The following is a 13,306-nucleotide window of genomic DNA, read 5'->3' as shown; positions in this document are numbered from 1 at the left end:
ATTACTTAAACGCAGCTATTCCGGTGATATCCAATCCTGTAATCAGTAAGTGAATATCGTGGGTTCCTTCATACGTAATTACAGATTCTAAGTTCATCATGTGGCGCATAATCGAGTATTCGCCCGTGATTCCCATACCGCCCAGAATTTGTCTTGCTTCTCTGGCGATGTTGATTGCCATATCCACATTGTTTCTTTTTGCCATCGAAATTTGAGCAGAAGTAGCTTTTCCTTCGTTTCTCAAAACACCTAATCTCCAAGTAAGCAATTGTGCTTTTGTGATTTCGGTAATCATTTCGGCTAATTTCTTTTGTTGCAATTGTGTTCCAGCGATTGGTTTGTCAAACTGAATTCTCTCTTTTGCATAACGCAAAGCCGTGTCATAACAATCCATTGCAGCGCCAATGGCACCCCAAGCGATTCCATAACGAGCAGAATCCAAACAGCCAAGCGGCGCTCCTAATCCTGATTTATTTGGCAATAAATTTTCTTTAGGCACTTTTACGTTATCAAAAATCAATTCACCCGTTGCCGATGCGCGAAGTGACCATTTGTTGTGTGTTTCTGGAGTGGTAAAACCTTCCATTCCTCTTTCTACAACCAATCCGTGGATTCTTCCCGATTCGTCTTTTGCCCAAACCACAGCAATATCTGCGAAAGGTGCATTAGAAATCCACATTTTAGCACCATTCAATAAATAATGGTCGCCTTTATCTTTAAAATTGGTAGTCATTCCACTTGGATTTGAACCGTGATCGGGTTCCGTCAAACCAAAACAACCAATGAATTCACCAGAAGCTAATTTTGGCAAATATTTCATTCTTTGTTCTTCGTTTCCGTATTTCCAAATTGGGTACATTACCAAAGAAGATTGAACAGAAGCCGTTGAACGAACGCCAGAATCTCCTCTTTCAATTTCTTGCATGATCAAGCCGTATGAAATTTGGTCTAATCCAGCACCGCCATATTCTTCTGGAATATAAGGTCCAAAAGCACCAATTTCTGCCAAGCCATCGATGATTTGTTTCGGAAATTCTGCTTTTTGGGCATACTCTTCAATAATTGGCGATACCTCACGCTTTACCCATTCGCGGGCCGCGTCACGTACCATTTTATGTTCGTCTGACAATAATTCGTCTAAAAGGTAATAATCTGGAGCTTGAAAAAGGTCTGGTCTCATTGTTATGTTTTTAAATCTTCGCAAAAATAGATAAAGATTTCTAACAAATCAATAATTAAAAGCCCAATTTTTATATAGAAAATTGAAATTGCGTGACGATTGAAAGCTTACAGCAAATTTCCGATTGCCTTGATTATTTTTTCTGAATCTGTTTTCATTGCCAAAATGTGGCCACCTTCATATTCTAAAAATGTTTTGGGTGCTTTGGCATTGTCAAAAACCAATTTTCCTTGTTCAAATGGCGCCACGCTGTCTGACTTGCTTTGGATTACCAGTAATTTTACATTTTCAATAGATTTGATATCATCTTTTGATGAATAAGGCGAAGTCAAATACATTTTAATAATCGCATGCTGTTCTGCTGGACGGGTGCTTAAAGCGATATCTGTAAAAGAAGCGAAACCGCTGTCTAAAACTAATCCACTGATTCTTGATTGGAATTTTTTGGTAAAATTAGTCGCAATCTGGCATCCGATGGAAGCGCCATAAATGATGATTTTCGTGTTTTTTACATCGGAACGATTTGAAATGTATTCAAATATTTTTTCAGAATCACTTGCAATAGTAAGGTGTGTGGGTTTTCCAGATGATTCGCCATAACCTCTAAACGAAGTCATGAAAACTTGATATCCGGCGTCAACCAACGGCTTTGTGATGAATTGATAATCCGTATAATTGCCTCCGTTTCCTTGAAAAAAGATAATTGTGGCTTTCGCTTTATCTTTTGGCTTTATGAAAATATTTTGTAACGTATCATTACCAACAATTACTGGAGCTTTTTCATAATCTGAAAAAAGCATCGGCTTTAATTCTTTGGAAGGAAAATAAAATTGATCGTCAAATTGTGCAAAAGAAGAAGTAAACGAAAAAATTAGCAATAAACACGTAAATACATTTTTCATAATAGAAGTTTTTGGTTGATTTCTATTGCAAAAGAATGACTAACGGATTGGGTGTAAAATAAAAAACTACTGAGTTGTAGAAAAACGAGGATGAATTACATTTTCAAATAAAAATCCTTTGTCAAAGCAATATATTCTTCCGTATAAATATGCCGTGAAGTTTCAATTACCAATTCATCCACAGGGAAATTTTCAGAAATATGGCGGCTGAAAGCCAAAAGACTGCGTTTGATTTCGGTAGTCGGAGTTCCTTTTACGCGTGTGATTTTAATTGGAAACAAATCAAAATCTTTCGCCAAGGCAATAAATTTCTCTTCTTCTTTATAAGGAATGATTGCGGAAAATATCCCGTTTTCAGAAAGCAATAAATCGGCAGCTTCTACCAAATCTTCAAAAGGCATTGCGTCTGCAAAACGGGCCAAATCTCTTTGTTCGTTCTCTGTTTTGTAATCTTCGGTATAAAAAGGAGGATTTGAAATAATCAGATCGTATTCGTCCTCTGGTTCTTCTACAAATTCATCCAAACCTGCGTGAAAACAAAACAATCGGTCGCTCCAAGGTGAATTTTCGAAATTTTCTACGGCTTGTTCATATGCTTCTTCATCAATTTCAAGCGCATCAATCTGTTCGGCAGTGCTTCTTTGGGCCAACATCAAAGCAATAATTCCGGTTCCGGCTCCAACATCTAAAACACTAAAAATATTATCAGGAATCGGTGTCCAAGCGCCAAGCAAAACGCCATCAGTACCAATTTTCATTGCACAACGGTCTTGTTCTACTGAAAATTGCTTGAATTGAAACATTGAAATAGTATTGAGATATTAGTATTGAGAAAATAATGAGAGAATAGAATAAAAGGAAGAGAAAAGATTTTATGTAAGTCTAAGAGGTCTAGAAATTCAATAATCTGAGTTGTCTAAAGATACATTTCAATCAAGCCTTCTGGTAAATCCATTATTACTTTTTTGTTCTCGCGGTCAATCTTTACAAGAAAATGATCAATCATCGGAACTAAAATTTCCACTTCGCCATTTAAAATTTCAAAAAGAGGTTGGGCAGTCGAGTCATTAATGGATTGAATTTTTCCGAAAACACCCAAACGTTTGTCTTCAATTTCAAAACCAATCACTTCGTGGAAATAAAATTTGTTGCCTTCAAGTTTTGGCAACATATTTAAAGGAAGGTAAACGGCATTGCCCATAACGGCATCGGCATCTTCTTCCGTGTTCATATCTTCAAAACGAACTCGCAGGAAGTCGTTTTTGTGGATAGAGCTGTTTTCAATAAAAAAAGGAACCAGGTGTTTGCCGCATTCGACAAACACTGATTCCAAGTTTTCGTATAACTCGGGTTCGTCAGTGTCAAGATAGACAAGGACTTCTCCCTTGAAACTAAATTTTTTAGCGATCTTACCTAAATAGAAACATTCTTCCTTACGCATTATCGCATCAAAATTAAGCTTGAGTTTCTTCGTTGTTTTCTTCTGCAGCAGGAGTTTCTTCAGTTGATTCAACTTCAGCAACTTCTTCTTCAACAGCAGGCTCGGCAGCTTTCGCAGCATCAGCTTCCGCTTGTTTCGCAGCAGCAATACGGCTTTCGTTTACTTTTTTCTCAGCTTCAATAGCTTTCGCTTTTGCATCTGCTTTAGTAGTAGAAAGGCCATCTTTTTTAGCGTCAACTTTTCCAGCTTTCTCATCTAACCATTTGGTTAGTTTTTCGTCAGCTTGCTCTTGAGTCAAAGCACCTTTGCGAACTCCTCCATCAAGGTGGTGTTTCAATAAAGCTCCTTTGTAAGATAGAATTGCTCTAGCTGTATCCGTTGGCTGTGCACCATTGTGAAGCCATTGTACAGCGCTATCAATGTTTAAGTCGATAGTTGCAGGGTTTGTGTTTGGATTGTAAGTTCCGATTTTTTCAAGGAATTTACCATCTCTTTTTGAGCGTGCATCAGCAGCTACAACCCAGTAAAAAGGTTTTCCTTTTTTACCGTGTCTTTGTAATCTAATTTTTACAGACATAATCTAAGATTAAATTTAGAGGTTCTCGACCTCTGTTAATTAAGGGTGCAAATATACAAAACTTTGCAATACAAACTATTTTGACTGCAACTTTTATCTTTTTTTGGATTTTAAAATTATAATGTTTCCATTAAAAGTTGTTATTTTTTAAAAATTCATTAGCATATATTCTTTAAAAAACTATTTTTGTCGTTACAAAATTTTGAAGACCTATATCCATACTATTTATATGAAAAAGATTTTATCGCTTTTGGTGCTTGTGCTAGCCTTTTCATCTTGTGAAGACGATGCTACTTTTAATAATCCCTCTGTTCAAGGAACAAAAGACGGCGCTTTTTGGAGAGCGACTTCTTCATCGGCTGTAGTTGTCGGAAACACATTGACAATCACGGCGGTAACACCATTTGAAATCCTTACATTGAAGACGTCTTCGGTAGAGCCAGGAGTTTACACTTTAGGAGAAGATAATTCAAACGCGGCAAGCTATACCTTTTCTGCTGACGGAATCAATTCTGAATACGCAACCGGAGCTGGACTTGGCGATGGTGAAATCGTTGTGGAGATCAGTCCCGTTGGAACGGTGACAGGAACATTTGAATTCAATGCGCCAGGAGCAGGAGGCGCTGTTTTAAATTACATCAATGGTGTTTTTTATCACGTACCGATTCAGGCGGCACAGTAAAAAAGAAAATATAAATTCAAATCCCGATTGCTTTACAGTAATGGGGATTTTTTTTGAGCAATACATGAGGTTTTGTTTAATGAAATTGAGGCCTCGCTTCAGTATCTTTTCTTTTGCATCCCAGAATAAAAGGATGGTCGAGGCAATCAGGGCTATATTTAACTTTTATAAGTAACGGCGCTTTGTCGATTTAACAAAAATTTAAATATAAATATCCTAACTGATAGTAGATTACAATTTATTTTAAGTTACATTTGTATAATTATAATAGTGTACATATGAATATTTTCGTTGGAAGCCTTCCATTCAGTATTGAGGAAGCAGATTTAAGAGAGTCTTTTGAGGCTTATGGAGCAGTTGATTCTGTAAAAATTATTACAGATAAATTTACTGGAAGAAGTAAAGGTTTCGGTTTCGTAGAGATGCCAAATGATGAAGAAGGTCAAAAAGCTATTGACGAGTTAAACGGAGCAACTGTTCAAGGACGTGCTATTGTAGTTAACAAATCAGAGCCAAAACCAGAAGGAGAAAGAAGAAGCTTTAATGGCGGTGGAAACCGTGGTGGTGGAGATTCACGTGGTGGAAGCCGTGGTGGATACGGAAACGATCGCAACAGCGGTGGTGGATATGGTGGTAACAGCCGTGGTGGAGACAACCGTGGTGGTGGAAACAGAGGAGGATACTAAACCCAAAATATAGTAAGAAAGACCACGCTTTTAGCGTGGTTTTTTTATGCCTTTATGGCAACGAAATTATTTTCCCGGTTGATAACGGAACCTCCTATTTTTTCCAAAAAAATAACTTAATTTTGTCAATCATGCTTTTTGATTTCTCAAAAATATAAAACCCTAATTTCTAGCCATGTACTTAATATTCGATACAGAAACCACCGGATTGCCAAAGCGTTGGGACGCTCCAATTAGCGATACAGATAACTGGCCCCGATGCATTCAGATTGCGTGGCAACTGCACGATGAAATGGGAAATTTGATTGAAAATCAAGATTATTTGGTCAAGCCAGAAGGTTTTAATATTCCGTATGATGCCGAAAGAATCCACGGAATTTCGACAGAATTAGCAATGCAAGACGGAGTTTCTTTGGCAGAAGTTTTGGAGAAATTCAACATTGCGCTAAGCAAGACAAAATTTATTGTGGGTCAAAACTTAGGTTTTGACGTCAATATTATGGGTGCTGAATTTCATAGATTGGGAGTTCATTCCCAAATGAGTTCGATGCCTGTTTTAGATACTTGTACCGAAGTTACCGCTTCGTTATTGCAGCTTCCCGGAGGGCGAGGAGGAAAATTCAAGCTTCCTACCTTAACTGAATTGCACAGTTATCTTTTTAATAAACCCTTTTCTGAAGCGCACAATGCAACTGCCGATGTGGAGGCAACCACGCGCTGTTTTTTAGAATTAGTCAGAAGAGAAATTTTTACTAAAGAAGAACTTGATGTCCCTGCTAGTTATTTTGAAGATTTCAAAAATAGAAATCCGCAAGAGTTTAAATTAATTGGTTTAAAACATATCAATTTAAAAGCGGCTTCTGATAAAATTCGCGAGCAATTAAAAGCCTTAGAGTCTTTTGATAGAAAAACAACCGTTTCTGAATCAGATAAAAGAGATTTTAAGGAAGCTATTTTTTCACATTTGCACAACCACACGCAGTTTTCGGTATTGCAATCTACCATCGGAATCGGGAATCTTGTTGCGGCGACAGCTAAAAATAAGATGACAGCCGTGGCGATGACCGATACGGCAAATATGATGGGTGCCTTTCACTTTGTGAGCGCCGTGATGAATCATAATAAAGCGGCTTCTGGTAAAAACAAAGCGTTAGTTGAAAGTGGCGAAGAGCCTACGGAGACTGAAATAAAACCAATCGTAGGGTGTACTTTCAATATCTGCGACAATCACTTAGATAAAACCAAAAAAGACAACGGAAACCAGGTTGTGCTTTTGGCAAAAAATAAAAAAGGCTATCACAATTTAGCCAAAATGTCTTCCATCGCTTTCACGGATGGATTTTATTATGTTCCAAGAATCAGCCGTTCCATTGTGGAACAATATAAGGAAGACATTATGGTTTTATCCGGAAATTTATACGGAGAAATTCCGAGTAAAATTCTTAATGTGGGTGAAAACCAAGCCGAAGAAGCTTTAATTTGGTGGAAAGAACAATTTCAAGATGATTTTTATCTCGAAATTATGCGCCACAATCAAGAAGATGAAAATCGTGTCAATAAAACACTGGTTGAATTTGCAAAAAAACACAACGTCAAGCTGATTGCCACAAACAATACGTTCTACCTTAATAAGGAAGATGCCAATGCGCATGATATTTTGCTGTGTGTAAAAGATGGCGAAAAACAGGCAACGCCAATCGGCCGTGGCCGCGGGTATCGTTATGGATTGCCAAATCAGGAATATTATTTCAAGTCGCAAGACGATATGAAAAAATTGTTTTCTGATTTGCCCGATGCAATTATCAATATTCAGGAAATCGTTGACAAGGTTGAAATCTACTCGCTTTATCGCGATGTACTGCTTCCAAAATTTGATATTCCTGAAGAATTTGTCGTGGCTGAAGATGAAGCTGACGGCGGTGTCCGTGGAGAAAACAACTATTTGCGCCACCTAACTATGACGGGCGCAAAAAGACGATATGGTGATATTACAGAATCGATTCAGGAGCGATTGGATTTTGAGTTACTAACGATTTCGAATTCTGGATATCCTGGCTACTTTTTGATTTGTCAGGATTTCATCGCCGAAGCTAGAAAGATGGACGTTTCGGTTGGGCCGGGCCGTGGTTCTGCGGCGGGTTCTGCGGTTGCTTATTGTTTGGGAATTACAAATATTGACCCCATTAAATACGACTTGCTTTTTGAGCGTTTCTTAAATCCAGATCGTGTGTCGATGCCCGATATTGATATCGATTTTGATGATGAAGGACGTGGACGCGTAATGGATTATGTAATCAACAAATATGGTAAAAATCAGGTGGCCCAAATTATCACGTATGGCAAAATGGCGACCAAGTCAGCGATTCGTGATACGGCTCGTGTGTTGGATTTGCCGTTGTTTGAAGCCGATAGAATTGCGAAATTGATTCCGGGAATGATGCCATCCAAATGGAATCTGGCGCGATTTATTTCTGAAAAAGAAGAAGACGTCAAAAAAGCGCTTCGTTCGGATGAATTTGATGGAATTAAAGAATTAATTGCGATCGCAAACGGTGGCGATTTGGCAGGAGAGACCATCCAGCAGGCAAAAATTTTGGAAGGTTCAATGCGGAATACCGGAATTCACGCGTGCGGTGTCATCATCACGCCGTCTGATATTACGAATTTCGTTCCGGTAACAACCGCGAAAGATTCTGATTTGTTTGTGACGCAGTTTGACAACTCGGTGGCTGAAAGTGCCGGATTGCTGAAAATGGACTTCTTGGGTTTGAAAACCCTTACCTTGATTAAAGATACGGTTAAACTTGTAAAATACAGAACGGGAATTGAATTAGATCCAGACACTTTTCCGATTGATGATCCTGAAACGTATGAGCTTTTCCAAAGAGGGGAAACGGTTGGAATTTTCCAATATGAATCTCCGGGAATGCAAAAATATATGAAGGATCTGAAGCCGACGGTTTTTGGAGATTTGATTGCGATGAATGCCTTGTATCGCCCGGGACCTTTGGAATATATTCCTTCTTTCGTTCGAAGAAAAAACGGCGAAGAAGAAATCAAATACGATTTAGATGCCTGCGAAGAATACTTGGGAGAAACCTACGGAATTACGGTTTACCAAGAGCAGGTGATGCTTTTGTCGCAATCTTTGGCTGACTTTACAAAAGGGGAAGCCGACGTTTTGCGTAAAGCGATGGGTAAAAAACAGAAAGACGTTTTGGATAAAATGAAGCCAAAATTCGTGGAACAAGCTTCGGCAAAAGGACATGATTCGGTTGTTTTAGAAAAAATCTGGAAAGACTGGGAAGCCTTCGCGAGTTATGCCTTTAACAAGTCGCACTCTACGTGCTATGCGTGGATTGCGTACCAAACCGCTTATCTGAAAGCACATTTTCCTGCTGAATATATGGCGGCGGTTTTGTCAAATAATATGAATGACATCAAGCAGGTTTCCTTTTTTATGGAAGAATGCAAGCGCATGGGACTGCAGGTTTTGGGTCCTGACGTGAACGAGTCGTTTTATAAATTTACGGTAAACGAAAATTATGCCGTTCGTTTTGGAATGGGCGCTGTCAAGGGCGTTGGTTCTGGAGCGGTCCAAACGATTGTGGAATGCAGAAAAGACGGCAACTATAAGTCTATTTTTGATTTGGCTAAAAGAATTGACCTTCGTGCCGCCAATAAAAAAGCTTTTGAAAATTTGGCTTTGGCGGGAGGTTTCGATTGTTTTCAAGCGCATCGCGCACAATATTTCCATGATGAAGGTGACGGAATTACTTTTTATGAAAAAGCAATTCGATATGGTTCTAAATTTCAAGAAAACGAAAATTCATCGCAAGTAAGCTTGTTTGGAGAAGCCAGTGACGTTCAGATTCCAGAACCTGTGGTACCGCCTTGTGACGATTGGAGCACGATGGAAAAATTGGCTAAAGAAAAAGAGGTCGTGGGGATTTATATTTCCGGACATCCGCTTGACGATTTTAAATTTGAGATGAAATATTTTTGCAATGCCAAATTAGAACACTTGAAAAATTTGGAACAACACGTGGGGAAAAACCTTACCGTTGCCGGAATTATTACCAATGTGCAATATAGAACCGCAAAAAACGGAAAAGATTGGGCGATGTTTACGTTAGAAGGTTATGATGAAAGTTATGAATTCAGAATGTTTAATGAAGAATATTTGAAATTCAGGCATTTCTTGGTGAACAACCAGTTCATCTACTTTAAGATCAATGTCAAAGAAGGTTGGGTAAACCGCGATACCGGGAAAAAATCAGAGGCCAGGATGCAGTTTTTAGAAGCAAAACAATTGCAGGACGTTTTGGGAAGTTTTGCTAAAAAATTGATCATTACTTTAAATATCAGAGAATTTCAGTCAGAGATGATTACCAAACTGAGCCATATTTTTCATTCGAATGCGGGGGATAACAACGTGACTTTTGAAGTAATGGAAATTGAAAAGACAACCCGCGAAATTCCGGCAGAAGTGGTTGAGGTTATCGCTGATGAAGTGATTCCTGATGCAGAAATCGGTGATGAAAATCCCGAGGTTGAAATGAATTTAGCCGTTCCAACGGTTGTGGAAGAGACAAAAGTCATTACCTATCTTTCCATGCCAAGCCGAAAATTGAAGGTAAATATTTCAAGCGAACTGCTCCGCGAATTAGAAAGTTTAAATTTAAATTTCAAACTGAACTAATTGAGAAATATTTTTTGTAAATTCAACTATAACCAAAACTGATTTTCAATTAACAAAAAATTACAGATTAAATCACTAATTTTGTAGCTTAAAAAGTAAACTAAAAGAATAAAAATATGGCACAAGCAATCACAGATGCTACTTTTGAAGAAGTAGTATTAAAGTCAGATAAACCAGTATTAGTAGATTTTTGGGCAGCGTGGTGCGGACCTTGCAGAATGGTAGGTCCAATCATTGACCAAATCAGCGAAGAATACGACGGGAAAGCCGTTGTAGGAAAAGTTGATGTTGATGCAAACCAAGAATTTGCTGCAAAATATGGCGTTAGAAACATTCCAACGGTGTTGGTTTTCCAAAACGGAGAAGTTGTAGGAAGACAAGTTGGAGTAGCTCCAAAACAAAATTATACTGACGCAATCGACGCATTATTGAAATAATCGAAAGCAAAAGTTTTTAAGAAGGTTCAGCGAAAGTTGAGCCTTTTTTTATGTTTTGAAGCGAAAGGCCAGGTATTTGCAGTGATCCGTTTTCCTGCTGCGGCAACTCGCTTTAAACCGGTTTGGCCGCCGGTTTAAGAGCTCAAACAATTGCCGTATCAGGGCTATTGGGGCAACTATCTGAATTTTAGGAAACGATGGTTCCAACCGTTACCTAAATTTAAACCTACAAATTGTAATTTTTAAATTTTTTAATCATTGAATCTTTCAATACATTTGATTTATGAAGATTGAATCTCAAATAAAAAAAATAGCTAGCTTTCAGCACCTTGAACTTTTGGCGGGCCAGGTAGTCGAAGGTTTCATCTCTGGAATGCATAAAAGTCCCTTCCACGGATTCTCGGCAGAATTTGCCGAGCATAAAGTTTATAATCCCGGCGAAAGCACCAAACACATCGACTGGAAGTTGTTCGCTAAAACCGACCGCCTGTACACCAAACGCTATGAAGAAGAAACCAATCTTCGCTGTCACCTTATAATAGACAACTCTTCGTCGATGCATTATCCTCAGTTGAGTGACAAACAGGAGTTCTATGAAAGCAAAATCGGATTCTCTGTCCTGGCTTCGGCCGTATTGATGAACCTGCTTAAAAAACAAAGAGACGCCGTGGGTTTAAGCATTTATTCTGATTCTTACGAATATTACGCGCCAGAAAAAGGGAGCGAACGCCACCACCGCATGCTTTTAAACAAGCTGGAAGATCTTTTGACAGCACCGAAACATTCAAAAAACACAGATACGGTGACGTTCTTGTATCAAATTGCCGAAAAGATGCACCGTCGCTCGATGATCATTCTCTTTACAGATATGTTTCAGCCGGGCAATGAAGAAACGCTATTAAATGCGTTGCAACATTTAAAACACAACAAACATAAAGTGGTTCTTTTTCACGTAATCGATTCTAAAACCGAGTTGAATTTTGATTTTGACAGCACGCCAAGAAAGTTTATTGACCTTGAAAGTGGTGAAGAAGTTAATTTATTCTCTGAAAATATCAAGGACGCATATGAAAAAAAAGCAGAAAGTTACTTTAAGAAGTTAGCTTTGACTTGTGCCCAAAACAAAATCAAGTACGTTCCAGTGGCAACGGGTGAAAATTTTGAAAAAATTTTGACTACATATTTAGTTGAAAAACAATTGTTTGGATAAAACTTGAAAAAAAACTTGAAATTATTTTCAAAAAACGCTTGCAGAAGCAAAAAAGAGTCTTATATTTGCACTCGCAATTAAGCGCTGGTTTGGTAGTTCAGTTGGTTAGAATACATGCCTGTCACGCATGGGGTCGCGGGTTCGAGTCCCGTCCAGACCGCTAAATTGGGGAAGCCTTTCGAAAGAAAGGCTTTTTTGTCCCAAAAAGGTTTTTAAGATTAGTTGTGTTGTTTAGGTACGAAAGTACCAGGTTTAGTAGTTAGACCAATGAAAAGCTTTCCATTTGTTTGGAGGGCTTTTTTGATTTAAGGAAGTTTGGGTTTTAAAACCAAATGGCTCTAAATTCATAAACTTTATACAAAAACAATCCTAAGAACGCCATACAAACCACAAACTTCATAAACGTTGAAGCCAGAAAGCCGACAAACGAGCCAGTCGCTGCTTTTAAAGCACGTTTATGGTCTTTTGAGTCATAGATTAGTTCTCCGATAAAAGCGCCCACAAAAGGCCCGATGATAAACCCAAACGGTATTGGCGCAAACAGCCCAACGATCAAGCCGATATTCGTACCCCAGATTCCATACGAACTGCCTCCAAAACGTTTCGTTCCTTTTGCGGGAATCACATAATCCAAAATTCCCACAGCAATGGCTACGAAAAGCGTAATGCCTAGCAACCAATATTCCGTTGCAACGCCTTCGCAAAAGTACAGCAACAGCAAACCAATCCATGAAAGTGGCGCACCAGGAATTACGGGAAGAAAACTACCTAAAACACCTGCGATAACACAAATAAAACCTGCAATCAATAAAAAATATTCCATAAATTTATTTTAGTATTTTTGAAATGCGTAATATTACAAAATGCCTGCCAAAACTATAATGAAAAAATTTACCGCAATCCTTTTTTTAAGCCTGCTTTTTGGCGCTTGCCAGAATCTCAAAAAGCCCGAGATTTCTGAAGAAGAACTGCTTCAGCAAGAATTAAAAAAGATAAATTGGACACAAGTTGACGAGTTTCCGTCGGTGGCAACCTGCGATTCGATTAAAGACGATTCAGTTCGAAAACAGTGCTTTTTCGACTTTTTAACCATCACCATCCAGCAAAAATTAGATTTAGACACGCTTTCGATCCTGTATCCGCAGATTGACACGATACAAGTTAAAGTTACGGTTTTCCCCGACTCGAGATTGGAATTTGAACCGCAATTTCCATCAGACAGTCTGGCTTACGATAAAATAAAAATTGACAGCATACTTCACGCACGATTGACCGATTTCCCAAAGATCAACCCGGCATTAAAACGCGGAATTCCCGTAAAAACCCAATTTGTTTTACCGGTAATATTAAACGTAGAATAATTTTTCAGAAGCTATTTCCTGCTGTACATTGCAATCTTTTCCTTTTTTAAAGAAAAAAAGAAAAAGGATTTCCATTTCCATCAGGGCTAAGGCAGTTGTTTTTTAAAAGATATTTTGCTTTAAGAAAT

12 protein-coding genes and 1 tRNA gene are annotated in these 13,306 nt (G+C 38.4%); 7 read left to right on the top strand and 6 right to left on the bottom strand.

Going from position 1 to position 13,306, the window contains the following annotated elements:
- Nucleotide 1: 1 nt before the first annotated feature.
- The 5 genes from EG849_RS03000 to EG849_RS02980 all read right to left on the bottom strand — a co-directional run bounded on the left by EG849_RS03000 (nucleotide 2) and on the right by EG849_RS02980 (nucleotide 4,100).
- On the bottom strand, nucleotides 2–1,180 hold the full coding sequence (locus tag EG849_RS03000) for an acyl-CoA dehydrogenase family protein (RefSeq protein WP_125011599.1): 1,179 nt from the start codon (nucleotides 1,178–1,180) through the stop codon (nucleotides 2–4).
- 107 nt (nucleotides 1,181–1,287) lie between these two features.
- Nucleotides 1,288–2,082: an alpha/beta hydrolase gene (locus tag EG849_RS02995; protein WP_125011598.1), complete on the bottom strand. Its 795-nt coding sequence runs from the start codon at nucleotides 2,080–2,082 to the stop codon at nucleotides 1,288–1,290.
- Between the two features lie 95 nt (nucleotides 2,083–2,177).
- Entirely contained in the window at nucleotides 2,178–2,885 is a 708-nt protein-coding gene (locus EG849_RS02990) for a tRNA1(Val) (adenine(37)-N6)-methyltransferase (protein WP_125011597.1), read from the bottom strand.
- A 113-nt stretch (nucleotides 2,886–2,998) separates the two neighbouring features.
- Nucleotides 2,999–3,523 carry a ribosome maturation factor RimM gene (rimM, locus tag EG849_RS02985; RefSeq protein ID WP_125011596.1) on the bottom strand — a complete coding sequence of 175 codons (525 nt, stop codon included), beginning with the start codon at nucleotides 3,521–3,523 and terminating at the stop codon, nucleotides 2,999–3,001.
- Nucleotides 3,524–3,536: 13 nt separating this feature from the next.
- Nucleotides 3,537–4,100: a 30S ribosomal protein S16 gene (locus tag EG849_RS02980; protein ID WP_125011595.1), complete on the bottom strand. Its 564-nt coding sequence runs from the start codon at nucleotides 4,098–4,100 to the stop codon at nucleotides 3,537–3,539.
- A gap of 229 nt (nucleotides 4,101–4,329) precedes the next feature.
- On the opposite strand from EG849_RS02980, the gene EG849_RS02975 reads away from it, so the two are divergent.
- The 6 genes from EG849_RS02975 to EG849_RS02950 all read left to right on the top strand — a co-directional run bounded on the left by EG849_RS02975 (nucleotide 4,330) and on the right by EG849_RS02950 (nucleotide 11,977).
- Complete coding sequence (locus tag EG849_RS02975; RefSeq protein ID WP_125011594.1) at nucleotides 4,330–4,782, top strand: DUF6252 family protein; 453 nt, start codon at nucleotides 4,330–4,332, stop codon at nucleotides 4,780–4,782.
- Nucleotides 4,783–5,060: 278 nt separating this feature from the next.
- Nucleotides 5,061–5,468, top strand: coding sequence for an RNA recognition motif domain-containing protein (locus EG849_RS02970; protein WP_125011593.1), 408 nt, complete (start codon nucleotides 5,061–5,063; stop codon nucleotides 5,466–5,468).
- A 175-nt stretch (nucleotides 5,469–5,643) separates the two neighbouring features.
- Nucleotides 5,644–10,170, top strand: a complete 4,527-nt coding sequence (gene dnaE / locus EG849_RS02965) for a DNA polymerase III subunit alpha (RefSeq protein ID WP_125011592.1) — start codon at nucleotides 5,644–5,646, stop codon at nucleotides 10,168–10,170.
- 116 nt (nucleotides 10,171–10,286) lie between these two features.
- Nucleotides 10,287–10,607, top strand: coding sequence for a thioredoxin (gene trxA / locus EG849_RS02960; RefSeq protein WP_125011591.1), 321 nt, complete (start codon nucleotides 10,287–10,289; stop codon nucleotides 10,605–10,607).
- A 283-nt stretch (nucleotides 10,608–10,890) separates the two neighbouring features.
- Nucleotides 10,891–11,817, top strand: a complete 927-nt coding sequence (locus EG849_RS02955; protein ID WP_125011590.1) for a DUF58 domain-containing protein — start codon at nucleotides 10,891–10,893, stop codon at nucleotides 11,815–11,817.
- Between the two features lie 86 nt (nucleotides 11,818–11,903).
- Nucleotides 11,904–11,977, top strand: a tRNA-Asp gene (locus tag EG849_RS02950).
- Between the two features lie 162 nt (nucleotides 11,978–12,139).
- Here EG849_RS02950 and EG849_RS02945 read toward each other — a convergent pair.
- Entirely contained in the window at nucleotides 12,140–12,640 is a 501-nt protein-coding gene (locus EG849_RS02945) for a DUF456 domain-containing protein (protein WP_125011589.1), read from the bottom strand.
- A gap of 58 nt (nucleotides 12,641–12,698) precedes the next feature.
- Between EG849_RS02945 and EG849_RS02940 the strand changes: the two genes are divergently transcribed.
- Nucleotides 12,699–13,178: a hypothetical protein gene (locus tag EG849_RS02940; protein ID WP_125011588.1), complete on the top strand. Its 480-nt coding sequence runs from the start codon at nucleotides 12,699–12,701 to the stop codon at nucleotides 13,176–13,178.
- Nucleotides 13,179–13,306: the final 128 nt, after the last annotated feature.

The organism is Flavobacterium macacae (genome assembly GCF_003865365.1).
Lineage (GTDB): Bacteria > Bacteroidota > Bacteroidia > Flavobacteriales > Flavobacteriaceae > Flavobacterium > Flavobacterium macacae.
This window is presented reverse-complemented; position numbering and strand designations above follow the sequence as displayed.